Below are 22,613 nucleotides of genomic sequence, written 5' to 3'. Positions count from 1 at the left end.
TACTCCCTGGTGGTTTATATAATGGTTCCGCCTGAGTACGGCCCTCTGAGCAAACCTAGGTAGGGCTAGGCTGCAGTGAGAATTAACCCGCTTATTCGATTGCGGCAACTGAGCGCATTAAATCTTGTGTGAAATTTGTGCTGTTAAAACAAACTTCTCTGCGATCACAGAGGTCACTGTACGGCAGGTTCAATACCATTGTGGCAAGAGTTTGATTTGATACAAGCGCATATTTCTCAAGCGTGGGGTTTCGGCACTGATCGTATTAAAAACTTTTAACCAGCGCACACTTTTGTAGCTTAAATTTTGCTCTTTGCATATTCCATAATGGAATTAAAAATTAAATTTTATTCTTTTTTGCTTTTCAAAAAACGCGATAAGCTGCTTTGCATCACATTGTCATAGGGCCATCTCATGCTGTTAAAGGAACTTTCATCGGTGGCTTCCCCCCTGTCGCAAGGACAAGTCGAGAAGCTAAAGCAATTCACTTCGGAGTTAACGGCGCTGCAAATGGCTTGGGTGAGCGGCTATCTTGCTGCAACAGCAAATGCGGGCCACGTCGCTGCCCCTACTCGCGAGGCGCAAACGCTCACTATTCTCTATGGTAGCCAAACTGGCAATGGCCGGGGGATTGCCAGCGCCCTCGCGGCCAAGGCGCAGTCTCAAGGTTATGCGGTCAATCTGGCGTCCATGGGCGAATATAATCTGCGCCAACTCAAACAAGAAACCCTGCTGCTGGTGGTGGTCAGTACCCATGGCGATGGGGAAGCACCGGATGATGCCATTGAATTGCATCAATTTTTAGCCTCAAAGCGCGCGCCGCGGTTAGATAATTTGCATTATGCGGTGCTTGCGCTTGGGGATTCGAGTTACCCCTTTTTCTGTCAAACCGGTAAGGATTTTAATGCGCGCCTTGCGGCCCTTGGGGCTAAGGCATTGTTGCCATTGGTTGAATGTGATGTGGACTATGAAACCCGCACAGGCCAATGGCATGCGGATGTGTTAGCGGCGGTTAAGCCGTTAATCCACACCTCATCAGCCAGTGTGGTCCCCATCAGCCACGAGGCTACGATTCTTGAGGGCGAGTTTACTAAGCAACATCCTTATCTAGCCGAAGTGTTGGTCAGCCAAAAAATCACTGGCCGAGGTTCAGACCGGGATGTGCGCCATGTGGAAATCGATTTAGGCGATTCTGGCTTGCGCTATCAAGCAGGGGATGCGCTCGGGGTGTGGTTTAGTAACAGTGAGGCTCTCGTCGAGGAGATTTTACAGGGGCTTGATTTGGCCGCGGATACTTTAGTCACGCTAGACAATGAGTCCTACACGCTCAAGCAAGCGTTGCGGGAGAAAAAAGAGCTGACGCAGTTACACCCAGGCTTAGTGACCGCCTGGGCAGAGCTCGTGGGGGATGCAGAGTTGCTTGCTGTTAGCCAAGATAAAGCGCAGCTGCGCCAGTTTATGCTGACGCATCAATTTGCCGATCTGGTTGCGCGCTATAAGGCCGCCGTTGAGGCGAAAAGTGATACACAAAAGCTGGATGCCAACACTGTGGTTGCGCTGCTACGCCCATTAACCCCCAGACTTTATTCTATCGCCTCAAGCCAAAGCGAAGTGGATACCGAAGTGCACTTGACCGTGGCGTTAGTGGCAGAGGAGCGCGAGGGCGCAACCCGTTTTGGCGGTGCATCGCACTTTTTAGCCTCGGCGCAAGAAGGCACGCCGCTTAAGGTTTATGTTGAACCCAATAAGCATTTCCGGCTGCCGGAAGATCCACTTGCCCCGGTGATCATGATAGGTCCGGGGACTGGCGTCGCACCGTTTCGCGCTTTTATGCAGGAGCGCGTGGCCCAGGGCATTACCAGTGACAGTTGGTTATTCTTTGGCAATCCCCACTTTGAAGAGGATTTTTTGTATCAAACCGAGTGGCAACAGTATTTGAAAAATGGCGATTTAAGCCGAATCGACTTGGCATTTTCGCGGGATCAACCGGAGAAAATTTATGTGCAGCACCGTATCAAGCAACAGGGACAAACCCTGTGGCAATGGTTGCAAAATGGCGCGCATATTTACCTTTGTGGCGATGCCGAGCGTATGGCGAAGGACGTACATCAAGCGCTGTTAGCGGTTGCGGTCGAATATGGCGGCTTGTCGAACGAGGCGGCAGCTGACTATTTTGAAAACCTGCGCAGTCAAAAACGTTATCAAAAAGACGTGTACTAATTAACTGTGCACTAATTAACTGAATTGTCGCCACCGATAACCGCGCCGCATCCCCAGAGATGCGGCTGCCAAACGAATAAATGAGGTCGTTGCCATGAGTGAGCAAAAGTTAGCGTTAAACGAATACCTAAAAACCGACAGTGATTATCTGCGGGGCACCATTAAAGAAGGATTAGATTCTGCGGTGACTGGCAGTTTTAGCGATGGCGATCAGCAGCTTATTAAGTTTCATGGCTTTTATCAGCAGGATGACCGTGATTTACGCAACGAACGCAAAGCGCAAAAACTCGAGCCCCTATACAGTTTTATGTTGCGCGCCCGCGTACCCGGTGGCGTGTGCACCCCAAAACAATGGTTAGGCGTTGATAAAATTGCCTCGAGCCTGACCCATTCCAACAGTATTCGGTTAACGACCCGGCAAACGTTTCAGTATCACGGTATTCCTAAGCGTAATTTAAAAACGATTATCCAAGGGTTAGATCGCGAAGCGCTTGACTCGATTGCTGCCTGTGGTGATGTGAACCGCAACGTGATGTGTAACCCCAATCCGGTGGAATCGAAGTTGCACCAGCAGGCTTACGAGGTCGCCAAACAACTGTCGGATCATCTGCTGCCGCACACCCGTGCCTATGCTGAAATCTGGTTAGATGAAGACAAATTGCTGACGACGGAAGATGACACCGTCGAGCCGGTGTACGGTAAAACCTACTTGCCGCGTAAGTTTAAAATGGCCGTTGCCGTACCGCCCGATAACGATGTTGATGTTTATACCAATGATTTAGGCTTTATCGCCGTGGCTGAACAGGGCGAGTTGGTGGGCTTTAACTTAACCGCCGGCGGTGGCATGGGCTCCACCCACGGTGAGGTGGAAACCTTCCCCCGCCTAGCTGACGATTTTGGCTTTATCAAAACCGCAGATGTGATGAAGTTTGCCGAGGCGGTCATGACAGTGCAGCGTGACTGGGGTAATCGCAGTAATCGTAAGCGTTCACGCCTTAAATACACGATTGTTGACCACGGCTATGACAAGTTTAAAGCCGAGGTTGAAGCCCGCGCCGGCGTTAAATTTGAGCCTAAGCGCGATGTAGTGATTGGCGATCGCGGCGATCGTTATGGTTGGGTCGAAGGTGTGGATGGCAAATGGCATTTAACCCTCTTTATCGAGAGTGGCCGTATTAAAGATTCCCCCGGCCAAACCCTACAAACAGGCCTTAGGGAAATTGCCAAAATCCATAAAGGCGATTTTCGTATGACCTCGAATCAAAATATGATCATTGCTGGGGTCGCGGCACAAGATAAAGCCACTATTGAGGGCTTAGCCCGTAAACACGGTCTGCTCGGCCAAGTGCTCACCCAAACTCGCGGCCATTCGATTGCCTGCGTGGCGTTGCCAACCTGCCCGCTCGCGATGGCTGAAGCTGAGCGTTATTTCCCGGAGTTTATTGATCATATCGATGCGCTGCAGGCTAAACATGGGATCAGCGACCAAGCCATTGTGGTGCGCATGACGGGATGTCCTAACGGCTGTGCGCGGCCATTTGCCGCCGAAATTGGCTTAGTCGGCAAAGCACCGGGGCGTTACAATTTATATTTGGGGGCTAATTTTGAAGGCACGCGCTTGAATAAAATGTATCGCGAAAATATCCAAGAGGCGGACATCCTAGCCGAGCTCGATGCCCTGTTTGCTCGCTACGCCCTAGAGCGTGATGCTGGCGAAACCTTTGGTAATTTCACCGTCCGTGTGGGCGTGGTGAAGGCGGTGCTCGATGCCGCTAAGGATTTCCATGACTTTTCTTAAACAACCGACAATGGCAGTGCCAGGGCTGCCTAGTGCTGGCGAGCTGGCGGCGTTACTGACAGCGCCTAAGGACGAGCAAGCGCTTGCGCTGGCAGCAATCAATCAAGTGCTGGCTAGCTTAAGTGCGCCGGAGCGGCTGCTGTGGGGGCTGGCTTATTTGCCCGGCAGCCACGCACTGTCATCCAGCTTTGGCATTCAAGCTGCGGTGATGCTGCATATGGCCAGTCAAGTGCAGGCCGATATTCCCGTTATCTTGACGGATACTGGCTACTTATTTCCCGAAACCTATCGGTTTGTTGATGAGCTGACCGAGCGTTTGTCATTGAATATCAAAGTGTATCAAGCGCCAATGACCCCCGCGTGGCAAGAAGCGCGCTTTGGCAAATTGTGGGAGCAGGGGCTGGCGGGGCTCGAACAATACAATCGCCTCAATAAAGTTGAACCCATGCAACGCGCCTTGGCAGAGCTTGGGGTAGGGACTTGGTTGGCGGGGCTGAGGCGCAGTCAAGCGAGCAGCCGCGAGGCGCTGCCCATTTTAGCCATCCATGGCGACCGCTTTAAATTATTACCCATTGTCGATTGGGGCAATAAAGAGGTGCACCAGTATTTAACTGCGCATGGGCTGCCTTATCATCCGCTGTGGGAGCAGGGTTATGTCTCGGTTGGCGATACCCACTCCACTAAGCCGCTTGAGCTTGGGATGACGGAGGAGCAGACTCGCTTTAATGGCCTTAAACGCGAATGTGGCCTGCATTACGATATCTAGCTGCGGATGTTAACTTGGCAGACACTGGGTCTTTGGGCAGTTCGTCATGCAGTATTTTGCCATTGGGCTGTTGGTCATCGGGGCATCCTCGCCCGCACTTGGCGGGATAGCGTGCGAGTTGGCTTGATGGCGACGTCTTGGGCGTTGACGATTTAGCCTAAAGATCAATGTGTTTGTCATTATAGGTTCACAGTATCCAGTTAAGTTCAAGATCTCCGGGCGAGCGGCGTGCAGTGCTAGGCTTATCCCGCTCAGCGCTGGGCTTAAAAATTGTACATTTTTGCCCACAGAGTTATGCACATTAGCAAAGGCTGAGCTATATTTTGACGTTCCCGTAGATGGTTTTGCGTAAGTACACTGGGTTGATTCGCTGTCGATTGGCTGGCTGGTAAGTGGCTGAATATCGTTATTGATGGGCTGGGTTTGCTGTCGAACGAGACTCGTCGCAGTTCACAGTCAATATCCGCCAAGCAGATAACAACCTGATGCTTTCGAAAAATCTGACTCGCCGCCGCGAGTGTTAAGCAGTTTGGTTGACTTGCTAGCGCGGGTTGATCAGTGATCTTTACCTCGGCCAGCTGCCTGACAAGCTGCCGAGGTTGGGCTAGGCCTCCTTCGTTTACCTTCTTTACTTTTATCCTGTTGTGTCCATTCTTATGTTCATTTTATTGTGCCAACGATGCTCGTTATCGCGATTGCGCTTTTAAGCTCGGCTTCCTCATGGCTTTGTGTCACTCTATCGATTCAATTACTGCTGCACGCATGCGTAAATGCGTGGGTGACTCTTTGGGTTAAGGGCCGATAATGCGTGCGTATCTTGGCATTGAAGGTGTTGATAATCCATGAGAATACTTGCACCATAATGCCGTTCCCCTAATGAGACTCAATGAATGAACGCCCCCTTGTATGCGATGCGCGATCATGCCAATCCTCCTTCCCACAACCGCAGTCCACGGCCAAGGCCAACATCGTTCACATCTCGCCTTAAGCGGTTAGCGTTCATGCTGTGTAAGCTGATGTGCGTACTGGGATTAAGCTCAATGATGCTGGTGGTGAGCTTGCGCTTTATTGATCCTCCCCTTTGGACTTGGCGGATCGAGCGGGCGTTGTTTCCTCCCGCCGAGATCGCGGTTGTTAGGCATCAATGGGTTGATATTTCTAAAATTTCTAAAGAGCTGCAGTTAGCCGTGATTGCCGCCGAAGATCAAAAATTTGCCGAACATCGTGGTTTTGATCTAGCGGCGATAAGTGCTGCTCTGAAATATAACCAACGGGGCAACAAGGTGCGCGGTGCCAGCACCCTAAGCCAACAAACCGCGAAAAATCTGTTCATGTGGTCGAGCCGCAGTTTTATACGTAAAGGCATCGAAGCATGGTTTACCATGTTAATGGAGCTATTTTGGGATAAATCGCGGATCCTTGAAGTGTATTTAAACATTGTGGAATTTGGACCGGGGATATATGGGGCCGAGGCTGCTGCCAAGCATTATTTTGGGCGGCCAGCGGCTCAATTAACGCGAGTTGAAGCATCATTATTGGCCGCAGCGCTACCCAATCCCTGGCGCTATAAAGTATCCCCTGCGTCGGCTTATGTTGAGCGCCGTGCCCAGTGGATCCGCAAACAAATGCGCCAGCTCGGTGATGTCACCTTACATAAAGTGCATGGGATCGACTAAATCTGTGGTTGTCGGTGTTTTTATTGCGCGTGGATGATAGGTCCAGATGATGGGGCTGATGCGGTAAGCGCGTCACTCCATTAGGGTGAGCTGTGCGGGAAAGGGGTGATGATGTTCGAAGTTAATGTTTAGCGAGAGTTAGCCTTGCTACCTTCAGACTATGCCAAGGATGCCAAAAATACACGCTTGTAATGTTTGTTGTTTTCAATCGTTGCCGTTTTCAATGTGTGTCGTTTTAATATGGGTCACTTCCTATAAATAACAGTGACTTAGTTGTAGCAAGCTTAGTTGTGGCGAGTAAGTTGGTAGAGGTGAATAAATTGGCTGTCACGAGTGAGTTGGTCGCTGTGAGTCAGTTTGTCAGGCGAGTGAGTTTGTCCTGGCGCGTGAGTATCGCGAGTTAGTTGGCTGTGGCAACTTGGCTGACATGCGCTGCGGTATAGGCTGCTTGATACTGCTGTGGCTGCTTAGGTTTAGCCGCCATCACTAAGCTGACTAAGCCTTGCCACTCAATATCGGTATTTTGCGGTAACCCAATATCGGGTTCGGTGCCATTGCCTGAAAGCAATTTTCCATTGGCATCATAGATGAGTGCGCTGCTCAGGCGGATTTCGACGTCGCTATTGGGTAAGTTAAAGCGATATTGTTTGGCAAAATCCCCTGACGTTTTTTCGCCGATCAATTGTACCCGTGACCAGGTTTTGGTTTTATAGGCAATCCATTCGCATTCCTGCCTGCAGCGAGGGCTGACAAGCAGTGCGAGGCGATTATGGCCTTGGGGCGGCACCAAGGGCTGGGTGCGGATAAACCAAGGGCTGAATTGGCGCTCATCGACTGGGGGGAGATAGTCTGTGAGCTTATTTGCCTGCCGCGAGCGTGGTGAGAACTGCGCCAGAGGCATAAAACTTAAGGGTTGTAAGTGGTCATTACGCAATGTGCTAGAGCGGCGATAATGGGCAAATCCCATGATATGTGCCATTGGTTCAGCCCGCTTGGCATCGGAGTGAGGAGCCTGTGGATCTTGATAGCGCGCAAGTAGGGTCAGTAATTTAGGGCTAAAGCCGCTCGCGTCCCTCAGATCGAGCACGAGCAGCGGCTGCTCCATCCCCTTCAATAAGGTTTGCTGTAACTTTGGATCGGTGCCAAAGGCATAGAGATCATTCAGTTTTAGTCGGGCGGTGGTACTGTTGATGGTTTCGAGTTCAGCACTTGCGGGTGCTGACGATTTAGGCGTCAAGGACACGAGTTGCTCAAGTAAGCCCTGAAAACTGAGTTCAACCGATGGGCTGGATTTGGCTTTTGTGGCTGCGGCCATTGAGTGGCGGGGGGCGATCGCGAGTTCAAGTTGGCGAGTGTCTAAGGCGTCATTCGTTAAGGTTATTAATACAAAGGGTTTAATGCTTAAGCCTAAATCCTCACGTAAGAGCTGGAGTTTACTGAGCCAAGGCCGCTGCATCTCTTGGCTGTCTTTGGTGGATTCGGGCAGATAGGCTTGGCTTGCTGCTATCCATTTACTTAAGGGTAAGCCATCAATGTGAGTCACAAACGGAAAGCGCGGGTCGAGCGGATGGTGCTGGCTATCTAACGCTAACCATTGCTCATTTAACGGCCTCAAGATAAAAGGTAGGTCGCCGTGCTCGGCGAGATTATCGCGCACTAACATGCCGGGATCTTTGATGACATTGATTAATTTGGTTATTTGCGCGGCGAAGCGCTCACGGCTCATTTGATCCGACGATTGGCTGCTGATTAAGCTTGCCCAATGGGTGAGTTGCGGCCAATGCTGCTCTGGGTTAAGGGCATAAAAGGCCGAGTGCTGCTCAATTTGACTCAGTAAGCTGAATAAATCTTGGCGGACTTCCTGCGCGGTGAGCATGGCTGGCGGTTGATGATCTGCAATCGCAAAATCGGCGAGCTTAATGAGGCTCGAGATAATGATGAAGGCCAGTATTATCACCGTCCGGCGGTAGCTAAAATCCATATTTCCCCATGAAATTAGGCGCATGTTTATTGATACTGCGCGGCTATTTTTAGTTTACGGTGTTCATTTAACCCCGTTTGGGTGAGTTGATGGCTGTAGCGCTCAACCCTCTATGGCCTAAGGCCGTCTACCATGCTTAAGGCGTTATCATGCTTAAAGCAATGTGCCCAAAGGGCCTCCAAAGCGCTCGTTGGTACACTCAATCGTCATTATGGACGGCTTAACCGTATTGTTTGTTTAACCGCATTGTTTGTTTAACCGCATTTTTTACAGCACTTGTGAGCCACCTTGAGCGAGGGCGGAGTGCCAATGAGCAATAGAAGTATGGCTATTTTTTGCTCGCTGTCATCTTTTGATCCCATCCTACAACCTGAATACGGTACCTTCTGATGTATTGTGGGGCCAACATGGTTGGCCTGTGTGGTCGGTTGTGACCTTTGCCGCATGCGGCAGATGATGTGAGGGAATGCCGTAGATTTTTTGGCAATAACATAGTTCAAAAATGACGACAGCGATACTGTTGGTCAATTTCGTCAATACATAAATATATTTAAATTCAATATTTTAACCTTGTTTCGTTCTCGATGTTATCCCTATGCTGGGAGAGTGCAGCCCGTTTAGGGCATGCTTTTATTCTCTTATCGCAAAAAGATATAAAAACTAACTATTTTATATTTATTGGGGAATATAAGAGGCGTTATATTCTGACGTACTGATGTTTTATGGATTGATGTGTACGAGCGAGAGCTTCATCGGCTCATGCGCCACAGACTATCGCAACGCTGGGGAATATGATGGAAATTTTATCTTTACCAGGCCAAACCCTTAAGGGCAAAGTATGGTTGGTGGGCGCAGGTCCCGGCGATGCAGAGCTACTGACAGTCAAGGCATTGCGGGTGCTTAAAATGGCTGATGTGGTGCTGTATGACGCCCTTGTTAGCCAAGAGATCCTCGAACTTATTCCTAAAGAGGCCGAGAAAATCGCCGTCGGTAAGCGGGCGGGGGAACACAGCGCGGCTCAACATGAGATTAATCAGCTACTGGTAACGAAAGCCTATACCCGTAAGCAGGTTGTACGCCTAAAAGGGGGGGATCCCTTCATTTTCGGCCGTGGTGGCGAAGAATTACAAACCTTAGTGGAAGCGGGAGTGGCGTTTGAAGTTGTCCCCGGTATTACTGCCGCCACTGGCGCGGCGGCCTATGGCGGCATCCCTTTGACCCACAGAGACTATGCCCAAGGGGTCACTTTTATTACTGGCCATTGTCAGGCAGATAGCCGCCCAATGGATTGGCAGGGCTATGCTAATCCTCACAATACCTTAGTGGTGTATATGGGGATTTTGAATGCCAGCATTATTCGCCAAGGTTTATTGAATGCCGGGCGCAGTCCACATACGCCTGTAGCGATCATTGCTAAGGCGACCACCGCTGAGCAGCGGCGGTTTATTGGTTGTTTAGCAGAGCTTGAGCAGCTTGCCGCCGATCCCGCCTTGCAGATGCCCGCATTGATGATTATCGGTGAAGTGGTGGCGCTGTGTGACAGCCTAGATTGGTTTACAGCAGAGCAGCAAGGCCGCGCCGAGTATGTCACGCAATCGCCCCAGACGGCCATGGTATTGACAAATACCTTGGGCACTTAATCTATCAACATCATTACCAATAACGTCATCTATAACAGCAGCCTAGACAGCACCGCATCGTTAAGTTAACCGGAGAATACAGTATGGCCTCACGTGAATTAAGCCACTTACAACAACTAGAAGCTGAGAGTATTCAGATTATTCGTGAAGTTGCCGCCGAATTTGATAACCCAGTGATGCTCTATTCCATCGGTAAAGATTCTTCCGTGATGTTGCACTTAGCCCGTAAAGCCTTTTATCCGGGCAAGCTGCCCTTTCCATTGCTGCACATTGATACCGGCTGGAAATTTAAGGAGATGATCGCCTTTCGCGATGCTCAGGCTAAAAAATTTGGGTTGGAGTTATTCACTCATACTAACCCTGAGGGCGTGGCGCAGGGGATCAATCCCTTCGACCATGGCAGTGCTAAGCACACGGACATCATGAAAACCCAAGCGCTTAAGCAGGCCCTTAATCATTATGGTTTTGACGCCGCGTTTGGGGGCGCGCGCCGGGATGAAGAAAAATCCCGGGCGAAGGAGCGGGTGTATTCCTTTCGCGATAGGCACCATCGCTGGGATCCTAAAAATCAGCGGCCGGAATTATGGCGTACCTACAATGGTGCCGTAAATAAAGGGGAGAGTATTCGCGTCTTCCCGTTGTCGAACTGGACTGAGCTCGACATCTGGCAATATATCTATCAAGAAAACATTGAGTTAGTCCCGCTGTATTTTGCTGCGCCGCGGCCAGTCGTGGAGCGCGCCGGTCAATTAATTATGGTGGACGATGAGCGGATGCCGCTGGCTGAGGGGGAACAGATAAGGCAAGAAGTGGTGCGTTTTAGGACCTTAGGGTGTTACCCGCTCACCGCCGCGATGCACTCACAGGCCAATGATTTAGAAAAAATTATTGAAGAAATGCTGCTGACACGTTCAAGCGAACGCCAAGGGCGCCTGATCGACTCCGATCAAAGCGCATCAATGGAGCAGAAAAAACGCCAGGGTTACTTTTAATGCTGAGCATTGCGCCCCCAAGGGGCGAATGTTGACCGAATGCCAACATTGAGCAATGCCATATTCGTGCAAGCAACGCAGTGCAACAGCAAGCCACAGATCAAGAGTGAGATAAACATGGATAATGCAGTCAATAAAACCCACCGCATGGCGGCAGAAATCAACCTTCATGGGGTAAAAGCCTACTTAGCCCAACAGCAACACAAGGGCCTACTGCGGTTTTTAACCTGTGGCAGTGTCGATGATGGTAAAAGCACTTTGATTGGCCGCCTGTTACACGACAGTGCACAAATTTATGAGGACCAGCTGGCAAGCCTTAAAAGCGACAGCGCCAAGATGGGCACCACCGGCGAAGCCATTGACTTAGCCTTACTGGTGGATGGATTGCAGGCCGAGCGTGAGCAAGGTATCACCATTGATGTGGCATATCGTTATTTTTCAAGCGATAAGCGTAAATTTATTATTGCCGATACCCCGGGCCATGAGCAGTATACCCGCAATATGGCGACGGGGGCGTCAACCTGTGATTTAGCGGTGATCTTAGTCGATGCCCGTTATGGCGTACAAACCCAAACTAAGCGCCATGCGTTTATCGCCTCTTTGCTGGGGATCCGCCATTTTATTGTGGCGGTCAATAAGATGGATTTACTGGGATTTGATGAGCAGATCTTTAAGCAAATTCGAGCCGACTTTGCTGACTTTGTGAAGGGGTTTGGCTCCCTCGATATCCATTATGTGCCCTTATCGGCGCTCAACGGTGATAACGTGGTCGAGCGCAGTCAACAGAGTCCTTGGTATCACGGTGGGACCCTACTTGAGCTACTTGAAACCATTGATACGCAGCGTGAACTTGCCGCCTTGCCCCTGCGCTTGCCAGTGCAATATGTATCGCGGCCTCACTTAGACTTTCGTGGTTTTGCCGGCACTTTGGCCTCAGGCATGCTTAAGGTGGGGGAGGAAGTCGTCGCGTTGCCTTCTGGTAAGCGCAGCAAAGTGGCGCGGATTGTGACCTTCGATGGTGATTTAGCCGAAGCTGTTGCAGGTCAGGCGGTGACGATTACGCTCGAAGATGAAATTGATATTTCCCGCGGTGATTTGCTCGCCAAGCCCGATTCGGCGCCAGCCGTAGGCAACCGCATTACGGCAGACATGGTGTGGATGGATGAAAAACCGCTGCAACTGGGGCAGTTATACGATATTAAGGTCGCGGGCAAAAAGACCCAAGCCATCGTGGCGGCAATCGATTATGTGATTGATGTTAATACCTTAGGGCATAGCGTCGCGGACACCCTCGGCCTTAATGGGATTGCTAGAGTGACCCTCGAACTCACCGAAGAGATCGTGTTTGACCCCTATGCCCTTGTGCGCGATACCGGCGGCATGATCCTTATCGACAGGTTAAGCAATGCCACCGTCGCCGCAGTGATGGTGGTGGCAGGCAGTGGCGCCAACCTGTCGCAGGCAAGGGAATTGAGTGCCTTTGAAATTGAATTTAACGCGCTGGTGCGTAAACACTTCCCCCATTGGCAAGCCATTGATATCACAAAGTTAGCTCGCTGATTGATGCGTGGCTTTGTGGATTAGCTGGAGGCTTTGTAGATGAGCCCGTGGCTTAGCGAATGAGCTGGTGGTTGAGCTGATTAGCTCGTGGCTTAGCGAATGAGCCTCGGGCTGACTGGATTGACCCATGGTTCCCGTTGGGTTGGAGCAGTCCCGCGGTGCTGGCGTGGCGAATGTCGCTCGCGCCTGCAGCGTTGACTCAAGAGCGGCGCGCGATGGCTGTGCATTAACGCGATGGCTTTACATTAACACGATGGTGTTACATTAACGCGGTTGGTTCTGGGGCCGCGCGGCAGCATCTTGGTATGAATGACGTAAATTGAGGAGTCTTTATGGCAAACATCGTGTGGCATCCGCATCCTATCGATCAGGCGGCGAGAGCGGCACAAAAGGGCCAGCAGCCAGTGTTACTCTGGTTTACCGGGCTTTCAGGCGCGGGTAAGTCGACCCTCGCCGGCGCGCTAGAGCGAGCCCTGTTTGAGGCGGGATTACACACCTATTTGCTCGATGGTGATAATGTGCGCCATGGCTTATGTCAGGAGCTTGGCTTTAGCGCCGCGGATCGCGCTGAAAATCTGCGGCGGGTAGGCGAGGTCGCTAAGTTAATGGTGGATGCCGGTTTAGTGGTGTTGTCAGCGTTTATTTCGCCGACGATCAAGGAGCGTTCGCGCCTTCGGGCGCTCTTTCCTGCAGGGCAATTTATTGAAGTGCATGTGGCGACGCCTTTAGTGGTTTGTGAGCAGCGCGATCCTAAGGGCTTGTATGTAAAGGCTCGCAGGGGCGAAATTAGCGACTTTACGGGGATATCTTCACCCTATGAGGCGCCGCTCGCGCCCGAGTTGACTATAGACACCAGTCAAGGGGAGCTTGCCACGCAAGTCGCGGCCATTATCGAGTATTTAATCGATTGCGGCGTGATGCATGGCGAAAGGGAGGTGGCGACAGCCTCTTAGCAGATCTATTGAGCGGGTTATCAGCCGAGCGCGTGGCCCGGCTCGATAGGAGCATGGTTGATTCAGTCGATAATAAAGTCTTTGGCAAACTGTTGCTGCAGTGCCTGATAGTAGGCAGGTTCGGCCTTAGGTGGTACCAATTGGGCCAATTCATCACCAATCGGGGTCAACCGATAATACTTAAGCTGCAGGTGGCGCCTTTTGGGGATTAACTGCATTGACAAGCCGGGAAAGCTCAAATGGATCGGGGTTTTGCGATTCAGTTCTCCGGTTTCAAATTCACTGCTGTGGAAAATCCCCGCATCCACTAGGGTTAACATGCTGGAATAGGGCAGGCCAAATTGCGATAAGCTTAAGTTAAAATTGGTGTTTCTTCTAAAATATTGGCCAATCCCACCCGATAAACGATAGCCGCTCACCAATTTGAACCGCGGCTCATGATTGACCTTTGCCGCCATGGTGAGGGCTTTTTCTAGCATTTGTGCTTCCCGATAGGTGAGCTGCTTTAGTAGCGCTAAGGTGCGCAGGCTAAAATTCCCAGGATTGACAATTTCGCTCGCTAAAATACGGGCCCAGAGATCCTGCATTGTGCGATTCTGGATTTGCTCGGCCATCATAAAAAATTGATGACTCCAGTCGGGATCGAGTTCCACCCCAGTGACATCCGATGGGGTGTAACTCAGTGCCAAAGCAAAGATGGTTTCTACATTGGTTTGGTACTGGCTTGCGAGTGTGTGAGCCCGATGCGCCGCACGCTCAGCAAGCGAGGATTGGGCTGGGCGATATGCCTGCTCGCTGGCCAGGCCTAACTGGCGCCCGAGTAGCAGGGCTTTTTTTCGGGCAGACACGTGCTGATGGGCTAGGTGAGTGTGGTGTTCAGCCATATTGTTATGAGCCACCTCTTGATTGGCGAGTGAATGAGTCATCTATTTGCGGCTCTAGTGGTTGCTGGGCTAGGGCATCTCAGTATTAGGTACTTTAGTCACAGTGGCTTATTTTGCTGCGCCAGTTCGCGGCGCGGGAGCTAAGCGCTTGCACTTTTCGCCATTCAATCCAATCCACCGTCGTCGTTTCAGTATGTGTTGGTCGACATGCTTATGGGCGTTTTAGCATCTTGGCATACTGTCGGGGGCGGATCTAGCCTTGTGGAGCCATTGTCACCTCAGAGCATCGAGTTGCATTCTGGCCTCGCTCGCTTGCCATTGTTTATTTTTCAATGGTTAATACTGAGGATTGTTGTGCGTCAGCTAAAAATCCCCTGTCTTCAGGGAGGATTTGAGCTAACCCCGTGATCTATTTCATGTAAATGGGTGACTAAATCGCCTAGTATGCAATATCCTAATGGAAAAATGACTTTTATGTCAGTAATGCAAGCCGCCGTTTATCGTTTGTTAGGCCGCTTTTTCTTCTGTTTATCGAGATAATCGAGGCTAAAGTGAAAAATATTTTGCTTATTTTTTCGAGTGTTCATGGTCAAACCCGTAAGATTACCGAGCAGTTAGCCCAGCAGCTGCGCTCGTTAGGCAATACTGTGGTGGTGGCGGATATTAAAGCGCCGCCTGCCCTGGATGAGTTTGATAAAATCATCATTGGTGCCAGTATTCGCCATGGTAAACATAATCCCCTCGTGTTTGAGTTTATTGAACGGCATCAGGCCCTGTTGAACCAAAAGGTCAATGGATTTTTTTCCGTCAGTTTAGTGGCCCGTAAACCCCAAAAGAATACCCCTGAGACCAACCCTTATATGCAGGCCTTTTTGGCCAAAACCAGCTGGCAGCCGCAGTTGCTGCAGGTCTTTGGTGGCAATCTAAATTATCAGGGTTATAACGCCATGGATCGCAATATTATTCGGTTTATCATGTGGATAACCAAAGGACCAACGGATCCGATGACCAAGGTTGAATATACCGATTGGCAAAAAGTGCAGGAATTTGGGCAGTTAATCCACCAAGCCTAAGATTGGCGCAAACGCCAAGGGGGGTGAATGAAAGAAAATAAGTTTGGCCAGCTATGGCAGCTGTTGTTAGCGCGCTTACATGTGTGGATTGTGCTGTGTTGCTTGGTGTTGGTGTGTACTAGCCCGTGGATTTTTATCGGCAGAAGTTTGCGCAGTAATGCCAGTGTGTTTGATTATCTGCACGTTTATCTGGGCTTAGTGTGTGCACTCTTGAGTCTGGGATTTTTACTGCGCAATAGCCTACAGGGCAAGTGGCGCCAGTATTTTGCGTGGCTAGTTGGCGACTGGGCGCAGTTAGCTCAAGATTGCCGAGGATTGTTAAAGGGGAAGTTACCCGTTGCCGGGGGCAAGGGGTTATTCAGTACCGTCGAAGGCATAGGGCTACTGCTGCTATTGGCTACAGGACTGACGGGCGTGGTGTGGTTTGTGTACCAAGGTACGCCGCTTGCTATGGCATGGCGTGGTTATCATCAAGGGTTTGCACAAGCCTTTATCGGTTTTTTAGTCGTGCATACCCTGCTCGCCGCGAGCCATGTGCTGGAGTTTATTCGGCAGTAATGATGTGCGCCCAAGGGCGGCTGAGATTTTGCAAAAATAATCATCTGGCAAATAATCGTATTGCAAATAATCATTCACTAACAATCAAAAGGCCTCCAGTGGAGGCCTTTATCTTTTTTGTTGGCGCTGGGCTTATCTTGCGCCTTGGCGGTGTTTAATCGCTTCGCCGCTTATTTTGCTAGCAGGCGTTTTTGACGGCCTAGGCCAATGGCGGCGGCAAATGCAAGGAAGAACCAAGCTAAACTACCACCAGAGCTTTTTGGCGCTGGCACATCCTTTTCAATGGCCAGATAATTAATCAGGCTATTGAGTTCGTCTACTGTTTTGATGCTACCAAGATTGATGGCATATTTGTCGTTAACAATAAACGCTGGCACGCTTTCTACGCGGAACTGTTGTTGCTGGGTGCGCCACAGGGCCAGTTTTTCGTTGGTGCTTTTGCTGTCGGCCAACTCATCATATTTGGCGCCATCAATACCAAACTTGGCGAATACCTTTTTAATGTCATCGCGATTGTTGATCAGTGACTCATGCTTGTGGCCTGGAGCACTGTGATCGTGGCCATCGGCGCCTTCTTCACCTTGGATGGCGGCAAACATGGCGTGGGTCAGTGCCTGTTGGTGAGTATCGACACTCTGGATAACGGAGAGGGCGCGCATCACTTCGGTGCCAATGGCGCTATTCATAAAGTCGACATGCTTGCTGTCAAAGGCAATTTTGGGGTTTAAGTTAGCTTTGATCCCAGGGAGGTAGTTAGTCTCCATGTAGAAACAGTTATGGCAGTAAAATGAGTAAAACTCGGTCAGTTTGGGTTCGCTGCTGGCTTTATCTGACACTTGGGTGAAGTGTGTGCCTTCAATAAAGTTGTTGGCAAACGCGCTAAGTGGAGTGATAAGTAAGGCTGCTGCCAAGGCTAATGGTTTGATCATAGGTTCCTCAAAGTCGGTTAGATGAATTCACCGCGTCTGTTAAGGGCTTGACGAAATGAGCCGCAGATAAACAGCGCTGTGTTTCCTCTTGATGTGACGCTTACCACGCATCGGTGTTAAAACGAGCGTCAGCGGTAATACCCGCGCCAGTGTTGATACTGTTGGGCTAGGGTAAATTGCAAGCCTTAATTATCGCTGAAGAGGCGGACAGATATCACGTGAAATCTGTCATCCTTACGGGAGTTTTCCGTCGGATTAACAGGAGTGCTGAGGGGATCACATAAATCCATAGGGTTGTTGATGTGAGTGTTGCCTATCAAAGGGCAATTTGGGCTTGAGTCACTATGCCGTGGTTAGTGTTGTTTTTTTGACAAAGTGTATACAGCCCAGTTATCCACTTAACGTTAATGCATAAGCGAATGATGCTCTTGCTGAGTTAGGTGGCTCAAATCAGTTGACTCAAGCCAGTTTAATCAAGCCAGTTTAATCAAGCTAATAGGCTCAAAACCAATCGACTCAATCCGACTCAAGCCAATTTAATCCTTCACTTAAGGTTGGCTTGAGTCACAAGGGCATGCTTGATGAGGGCTAATCGCAATTAAATCTCGGTGAAGATCACTTCTTGAGCGAGGCGCGATTTCGGTAATTTCGCGTTAAAGTCATCTTCTGAATGATAGCCGAGCGCGACGATCACCGAGGCGCCAAAGCCTTTTTCCCGTAATCCCAAGGCTTGGTTAAGTACCACAGGATCAAACCCTTCAATCGGGCAGGCGTCGATATCGAGTACGCTGGCGCCGAGCATTAAGGTCCCAAGGGCTAAGTAGACCTGTTTTTCCATCCAATGCTGGGCATCTTTCATCTCGTGTTTTTGCATGTTTGCAAAAAACGAACGGCCTGCATGTTGGCTGTTTTTGCCTGCTTCGTCGGCAAAGCGGCCATCTTTGGCTTCTTGTTCAAGTACGTTAAGTAAATGGGCTTCATCTAATTGGCTGCGGGTGCACAGCACTAACACATGGGAAGCATTGAGGATCTTTTGAGTATTAAAGGCAAAGTTTTCAGTGGACTTGGCAATTAAAGCTTTGCCTTCGGCGCTGCTCGCTAAAATAAAATGCCAAGGCTGTGAGTTAGTTGATGATGGGCTGTACTGTAACAGGGTTTTGATTTCGGCAATTTTATCCGCCGCAATTGTCTTCGTCGGGTCAAACGCTTTACTGGTGTAACGCTTTTTCGCAAAAAAACTTAAATCACTCATGTAACAGCTCCATATCATTGAGGAATAGTCAGTGACGGCATTTTATACCGGTTTGAATAAAAGACAATTAGCCCAAAGAAGATAAGATTGAGCCTAGTGCTGCTATGGCGATTTGACATCCGTTAACGCCATGGCGCCGATTGGGGGCGAAAGGGGCAAGAGGGGAAGGCTACCTCACCTCGTTGATAGCGCTGACGCTACTCAATTGGGCTGCTCAATTCAGCGGCGGCGATGGGGTGAGCGATGAGCGTTCAAAAAGGATAAAAAATACCCATAAAAAAACCGCTTGGTAGCGGTTTTTTTTAGAGTCAATCGAGAACGATTATAGGCCAGCGTCAGCGCGCAGTGCTTCGGCTTTATCCGTCGCTTCCCATGGGAATTCGCTGCGGCCAAAGTGACCATAGGCGGCGGTGGCTTGGTAAATTGGGCGAGCTAAGTTCAACATTTCAGTCAGGCCGTATGGGCGCAGGTCGAAGTGTTGACGCACTAATTTGATCAGCACTTCTTCTGACACTTTACCAGTGCCGAAGGTTTCGATGCTGATTGAGGTTGGCTCAGCCACACCAATGGCGTAAGAAACTTGCAGCTCACAACGATCGGCAAGGCCGGCGGCCACGATGTTTTTCGCGACGTAACGGGCAGCGTAAGCCGCACTGCGGTCAACTTTTGATGGATCTTTACCCGAGAAAGCTCCACCGCCGTGACGCGCCATACCACCGTAGGTATCGACGATGATCTTACGACCCGTTAAGCCACAGTCACCCATTGGGCCACCGATAACAAAACGGCCTGTTGGGTTGATGAAGTATTTGGTGTCTTTATTCAGCCAGTGAGCCGGCAGAACGGGCTTGATGATGGTTTCCATCACGCCTTCAATCAAATCTGCTTGGCCGATGTCTGGGCTGTGTTGGGTTGACAGCACGATCGCATCGATGCCAACAATCTTGTTGTCTTCGTAGGCGAAGGTTACTTGGCTTTTCGCATCGGGGCGTAGCCATGGCAGGGTGCCATCTTTACGCACTTCTGATTGACGTTTCACCAATGCGTGGGCATAGGTGATAGGCGCTGGCATCAGAATGTCGGTTTCGTTGCTGGCATAGCCAAACATTAAGCCTTGGTCGCCGGCGCCTTGTTCTTTAGGATCGGCGCGATCAACCCCTTGGTTAATGTCGGGAGACTGCTTACCAATCGCATTTAATACGGCGCAGGAATCGGCATCAAAACCCATGTCTGAGTGGGTGTAGCCAATCTCACGAACCGTTTTACGGGTCAGCTCTTCAATATCAACCCAAGCAGAAGTCGTGACTTCACCACCAACTAATACCATGCCGGTTTTTACATAGGTTTCACACGCAACGCGTGCTTTAGGATCTTGGGCCAGAATTGCATCTAGCACAGCATCAGAAATCTGATCTGCAATCTTATCGGGATGACCTTCTGAGACCGACTCAGAAGTAAACAAGTGCTTTGCCATAGTAGGAAAATCTCGTCGTTAGCATTCAAACGTGTAGAAGCATCTACATCTAGACGGCTATTTTAGTGGAATTTCGTCGCGATGACACCCCCAAAGCTAACTATTTGTGTACTTAGTGAGGTAAATCCCAGCTTTGATATCTCGCCTAAAAAGTATCTAAATGCCTTAAGTTTTTGAAATTAAATTATTAAACACTGTTACTCATCCTCGGGCACGCTGCTGTCTTAGGGTGTTTTTTACCGCAAGATGGCTAGCGATTATGCAAGGCAACGTGCGTGCGGCGTCGTTACTCTCACTCAATGGACGATAACGCCGCCGAAACGGTGTGCCCAACGCTGCCCGAAAGGGGCGTTTGGCAAGCGCTTGCTCTTACGCTTATTTGCTGCCATAAGGCTGCCATAAGATGTGAGTCGGATAACGACACCTCATTCCTTGCCTCGCGAGCTTAAGTTTGCCAAGGCGAACAGCATGACTCTCGCCGCGCCAACACGCCCTCGTGATGTACACGGGGTTGGATGAGACATACTCAACTGGCATGTGGCAGCCAGTGAGCAGATACACCGCGGCGCTGGCGTCAGTAGAGGCAAAGGATTACGCGGTGGGCTCGATAAAAGTTCATCGTGGGCGCTTTTTTATCGTAAAAATGTCGATTCGGTAGCAGCAGCGACATTGTGGTGAATTTTAGTTTGCGTCATCCCTTTATGTAGGGGAAAATGTGCGTCCAAATTGCCCGCTAGCTAGATCTTATAATATTAAGCAGGAGAGAGCATGTCTTCCCGTAAAGTACTCGCCAACGCAATCCGTGCGTTAAGTATGGATGCCGTTCAAAAAGCAAATTCAGGCCACCCCGGCGCCCCGATGGGCATGGCAGATATTGCTGAAGTGTTATGGAATGATTTCCTTAAACACAACCCGAACAATCCAAAATGGGTAGATAGAGATCGTTTTATCCTCTCTAACGGCCACGGCTCCATGCTGATTTATTCTTTATTGCACCTGACTGGCTACGATCTGCCGATTGATGAGTTAAAACAGTTCCGTCAATTGCATTCAAAAACCCCTGGTCACCCAGAGTACGGTTACACCCCAGGCGTTGAAACCACCACCGGCCCATTAGGCGCGGGGATCAGCAATGCCGTGGGGATGGCGATTGCAGAAAAAACCTTAGCGGCACAGTTTAACCGCGCAGGTCACGAAATTGTTGACCACTATACTTATTGCTTCCTTGGCGATGGCTGCTTGATGGAAGGTATTTCCCACGAAGCCTGTTCTTTAGCGGGCACCTTAGGCCTAGGCAAACTCATCGCCTTCTGGGATGACAACGGTATTTCTATCGACGGCCACGTGGAAGGCTGGTTTACCGATGACACACCAAAACGTTTCGAATCCTATGGCTGGCATGTGATTGCGAACGTCGATGGTCATGATAGCGCTGCCATTCGCGCGGCGATTGAAGCGGCTAAAGCGGTCACCGACAAACCCACCATGATCTGCTGCAAAACCATTATCGGTTTTGGTTCGCCAAACAAATCTGGCAGCCACGATTGCCACGGCGCGCCACTAGGTGATGCTGAAATCGCCGCCGCCCGTGAATTTTTAGGCTGGCCACATGCGCCATTTGAAATCCCGGCCGATGTTTACACCGGTTGGGATGCCACCGACGCCGGTGCTGCGCGTGAAGCTGCATGGAACGATAAGTTTGCCGCATACGCGCAAGCTTACCCAGAGCTGGCCGCCGAGTACGAACGCCGTGTATTAAAAGGCGAGTTACCCGCGGATTTTGAAGCGAAAGCGCAAGCCTTTATCCAAGAATGCCAAGCCAAAGGCGAAGGCATTGCCAGCCGTAAAGCCTCACAAAATGCCATCGGTGCTTTTGGGGCGATGTTGCCTGAGCTGTTAGGTGGCAGTGCTGACTTAGCGGGCTCTAACTTGACCTTGTGGTCAGGTTCTAAAGGGATTCAAGACGATCCTGCCGGTAACTATGTGTACTACGGTGTGCGTGAGTTCGGTATGAGCGGCATCATGAACGGTGTGTCACTCCACGGTGGCTTTATCAACTATGGCGCGACTTTCATGATGTTTATGGAATACGCCCGTAACGCAGTACGTATGTCTGCGCTGATGGGCATTCAAAACATCTTCGTTTATACCCATGACTCTATCGGTCAAGGTGAAGACGGCCCAACGCATCAACCGGTTGAGCAATTAGCTAACCTGCGCATGACGCCAAACATGGCGGTATGGCGCCCTTGTGACGCGGCTGAAACCGCAGTGGCGTGGAAAGCAGCCATTGAACGTCGTCACGCGCCAACCTCACTGATCTTCAGCCGTCAAAATCTGAAGGCGCAGGCGCGTACTCCAGAGCAATTAGCTAACGTTGCCAAGGGTGCTTATGTACTTAAGGATTGTGTTGGCACGCCAGAGTACATCCTGATCGCCACCGGTAGCGAAGTGCAACTAGCAATGGATGCGGCTGCAGCATTAACTGAACAAGGCAAGCAAGTGCGCGTGGTGTCTATGCCATCAAACACCGAGTTTGATAAGCAAGATGCGGCGTATAAAGAGTCAGTTTTACCAAAAGCGGTCACTAAGCGTATCGCTATCGAAGCGGCTCATACGGATTTCTGGTACAAGTATGTAGGCTTTGAAGGCACCATCGTTGGCATGACCACCTTCGGTGAGTCGGCGCCTGGCAATGTGCTGATGGCCCATTTTGGTTTCACCGTTGACAATGTGCTCAATGCCGTAAAATCCTTAGGTTAATCGCCGCAGGATAAGATTAAAAACAAAAGGTTAAACTTTTGTGCTGTTAATCTGTATAATCCGGCCTGCAATCCTGTGCAGGCCGTTTTTGTAT

General features: G+C 50.2%; 16 protein-coding genes. 11 read left to right on the top strand and 5 right to left on the bottom strand.

Annotation, left to right across the window (positions count from 1 at the left end):
• Positions 1 to 414 precede the first annotated feature (414 nt).
• From ACRCZA_RS02930 to mtgA, 4 genes are all read left to right on the top strand, one after another.
• Positions 415 to 2,220, top strand: coding sequence for an assimilatory sulfite reductase (NADPH) flavoprotein subunit (locus tag ACRCZA_RS02930; protein ID WP_438672988.1), 1,806 nt, complete (start codon positions 415 to 417; stop codon positions 2,218 to 2,220).
• A 94-nt stretch (positions 2,221 to 2,314) separates the two neighbouring features.
• The gene (cysI, locus tag ACRCZA_RS02925) at positions 2,315 to 4,018 is read left to right on the top strand and encodes an assimilatory sulfite reductase (NADPH) hemoprotein subunit (protein WP_438672987.1); all 1,704 of its coding nucleotides are present in this window, start codon (positions 2,315 to 2,317) and stop codon (positions 4,016 to 4,018) included.
• Positions 4,005 to 4,784 (top strand): phosphoadenylyl-sulfate reductase, encoded by a 780-nt coding sequence (locus tag ACRCZA_RS02920; protein ID WP_438672986.1) that lies wholly within the window; start codon positions 4,005 to 4,007, stop codon positions 4,782 to 4,784. The genes cysI and ACRCZA_RS02920 overlap by 14 nt, the downstream gene beginning before the upstream one ends.
• 890 nt (positions 4,785 to 5,674) lie before the next feature.
• Positions 5,675 to 6,460, top strand: a complete 786-nt coding sequence (gene mtgA / locus ACRCZA_RS02915; protein ID WP_438672985.1) for a monofunctional biosynthetic peptidoglycan transglycosylase — start codon at positions 5,675 to 5,677, stop codon at positions 6,458 to 6,460.
• Positions 6,461 to 6,860: 400 nt separating this feature from the next.
• Here mtgA and ACRCZA_RS02910 read toward each other — a convergent pair whose 3' ends face one another.
• Positions 6,861 to 8,441: a S41 family peptidase gene (locus ACRCZA_RS02910; protein WP_438672984.1), complete on the bottom strand. Its 1,581-nt coding sequence runs from the start codon at positions 8,439 to 8,441 to the stop codon at positions 6,861 to 6,863.
• A gap of 794 nt (positions 8,442 to 9,235) precedes the next feature.
• Between ACRCZA_RS02910 and cobA the strand changes: the two genes are divergently transcribed.
• From cobA to cysC, 4 genes are all read left to right on the top strand, one after another.
• Positions 9,236 to 10,081, top strand: coding sequence for a uroporphyrinogen-III C-methyltransferase (cobA, locus tag ACRCZA_RS02905; protein ID WP_438673017.1), 846 nt, complete (start codon positions 9,236 to 9,238; stop codon positions 10,079 to 10,081).
• 83 nt (positions 10,082 to 10,164) lie between these two features.
• Complete coding sequence (cysD, locus tag ACRCZA_RS02900) at positions 10,165 to 11,073, top strand: sulfate adenylyltransferase subunit CysD (RefSeq protein WP_438672983.1); 909 nt, start codon at positions 10,165 to 10,167, stop codon at positions 11,071 to 11,073.
• Between the two features lie 117 nt (positions 11,074 to 11,190).
• Positions 11,191 to 12,633, top strand: a complete 1,443-nt coding sequence (gene cysN / locus ACRCZA_RS02895) for a sulfate adenylyltransferase subunit CysN (RefSeq protein WP_438672982.1) — start codon at positions 11,191 to 11,193, stop codon at positions 12,631 to 12,633.
• Between the two features lie 332 nt (positions 12,634 to 12,965).
• Positions 12,966 to 13,586: an adenylyl-sulfate kinase gene (gene cysC / locus ACRCZA_RS02890; protein WP_438672981.1), complete on the top strand. Its 621-nt coding sequence runs from the start codon at positions 12,966 to 12,968 to the stop codon at positions 13,584 to 13,586.
• Between the two features lie 62 nt (positions 13,587 to 13,648).
• Here cysC and ACRCZA_RS02885 read toward each other — a convergent pair whose 3' ends face one another.
• Positions 13,649 to 14,470: a TIGR03899 family protein gene (locus ACRCZA_RS02885; RefSeq protein WP_438673016.1), complete on the bottom strand. Its 822-nt coding sequence runs from the start codon at positions 14,468 to 14,470 to the stop codon at positions 13,649 to 13,651.
• 551 nt (positions 14,471 to 15,021) lie between these two features.
• Between ACRCZA_RS02885 and hemG the strand changes: the two genes are divergently transcribed.
• Together hemG and ACRCZA_RS02875 are read left to right on the top strand one after the other, a co-directional pair.
• Positions 15,022 to 15,543, top strand: coding sequence for a menaquinone-dependent protoporphyrinogen IX dehydrogenase (gene hemG, locus ACRCZA_RS02880; RefSeq protein ID WP_438672980.1), 522 nt, complete (start codon positions 15,022 to 15,024; stop codon positions 15,541 to 15,543).
• A 27-nt stretch (positions 15,544 to 15,570) separates the two neighbouring features.
• A complete protein-coding gene (locus tag ACRCZA_RS02875; protein ID WP_438672979.1) occupies positions 15,571 to 16,101 on the top strand; it encodes a cytochrome b/b6 domain-containing protein in 531 nt (176 codons plus the stop codon).
• A 170-nt stretch (positions 16,102 to 16,271) separates the two neighbouring features.
• Here the strand turns inward: ACRCZA_RS02875 and ACRCZA_RS02870 are convergent, their stop codons facing one another.
• From ACRCZA_RS02870 to metK, 3 genes are all read right to left on the bottom strand, one after another.
• Entirely contained in the window at positions 16,272 to 17,030 is a 759-nt protein-coding gene (locus ACRCZA_RS02870; RefSeq protein ID WP_438672978.1) for a thiol:disulfide interchange protein DsbA/DsbL, read from the bottom strand.
• 598 nt (positions 17,031 to 17,628) lie between these two features.
• A complete protein-coding gene (gene nfsB / locus ACRCZA_RS02865; RefSeq protein WP_438672977.1) occupies positions 17,629 to 18,282 on the bottom strand; it encodes an oxygen-insensitive NAD(P)H nitroreductase in 654 nt (217 codons plus the stop codon).
• 322 nt (positions 18,283 to 18,604) lie between these two features.
• On the bottom strand, positions 18,605 to 19,756 hold the full coding sequence (metK, locus tag ACRCZA_RS02860) for a methionine adenosyltransferase (RefSeq protein WP_438672976.1): 1,152 nt from the start codon (positions 19,754 to 19,756) through the stop codon (positions 18,605 to 18,607).
• 768 nt (positions 19,757 to 20,524) lie between these two features.
• On the opposite strand from metK, the gene tkt reads away from it, so the two are divergent.
• Positions 20,525 to 22,519: a transketolase gene (tkt, locus tag ACRCZA_RS02855; RefSeq protein WP_438672975.1), complete on the top strand. Its 1,995-nt coding sequence runs from the start codon at positions 20,525 to 20,527 to the stop codon at positions 22,517 to 22,519.
• Positions 22,520 to 22,613 lie beyond the last annotated feature (94 nt).

This window comes from Shewanella sp. (genome assembly GCF_051658185.1).
Classification (GTDB): domain Bacteria; phylum Pseudomonadota; class Gammaproteobacteria; order Enterobacterales; family Shewanellaceae; genus Shewanella.
This window is presented reverse-complemented; position numbering and strand designations above follow the sequence as displayed.

Excerpts from the sequence above, each read along its gene's own strand:
- ACRCZA_RS02930 (WP_438672988.1), top strand. The coding sequence starts at position 415 with ATGCTGTTAAAGGAACTTTCATCGGTGGCTTCCCCCCTGTCGCAAGGA.
- cysI (WP_438672987.1), top strand. The coding sequence starts at position 2,315 with ATGAGTGAGCAAAAGTTAGCGTTAAACGAATACCTAAAAACCGACAGT.
- ACRCZA_RS02920 (WP_438672986.1), top strand. The coding sequence starts at position 4,005 with ATGACTTTTCTTAAACAACCGACAATGGCAGTGCCAGGGCTGCCTAGT.
- mtgA (WP_438672985.1), top strand. The coding sequence starts at position 5,675 with ATGAACGCCCCCTTGTATGCGATGCGCGATCATGCCAATCCTCCTTCC.
- ACRCZA_RS02910 (WP_438672984.1), bottom strand. The coding sequence starts at position 8,441 with ATGGATTTTAGCTACCGCCGGACGGTGATAATACTGGCCTTCATCATT.
- cobA (WP_438673017.1), top strand. The coding sequence starts at position 9,236 with ATGGAAATTTTATCTTTACCAGGCCAAACCCTTAAGGGCAAAGTATGG.
- cysD (WP_438672983.1), top strand. The coding sequence starts at position 10,165 with ATGGCCTCACGTGAATTAAGCCACTTACAACAACTAGAAGCTGAGAGT.
- cysN (WP_438672982.1), top strand. The coding sequence starts at position 11,191 with ATGGATAATGCAGTCAATAAAACCCACCGCATGGCGGCAGAAATCAAC.
- cysC (WP_438672981.1), top strand. The coding sequence starts at position 12,966 with ATGGCAAACATCGTGTGGCATCCGCATCCTATCGATCAGGCGGCGAGA.
- ACRCZA_RS02885 (WP_438673016.1), bottom strand. The coding sequence starts at position 14,470 with ATGGCTGAACACCACACTCACCTAGCCCATCAGCACGTGTCTGCCCGA.
- ACRCZA_RS02875 (WP_438672979.1), top strand. The coding sequence starts at position 15,571 with ATGAAAGAAAATAAGTTTGGCCAGCTATGGCAGCTGTTGTTAGCGCGC.
- ACRCZA_RS02870 (WP_438672978.1), bottom strand. The coding sequence starts at position 17,030 with ATGATCAAACCATTAGCCTTGGCAGCAGCCTTACTTATCACTCCACTT.
- nfsB (WP_438672977.1), bottom strand. The coding sequence starts at position 18,282 with ATGAGTGATTTAAGTTTTTTTGCGAAAAAGCGTTACACCAGTAAAGCG.
- metK (WP_438672976.1), bottom strand. The coding sequence starts at position 19,756 with ATGGCAAAGCACTTGTTTACTTCTGAGTCGGTCTCAGAAGGTCATCCC.
- tkt (WP_438672975.1), top strand. The coding sequence starts at position 20,525 with ATGTCTTCCCGTAAAGTACTCGCCAACGCAATCCGTGCGTTAAGTATG.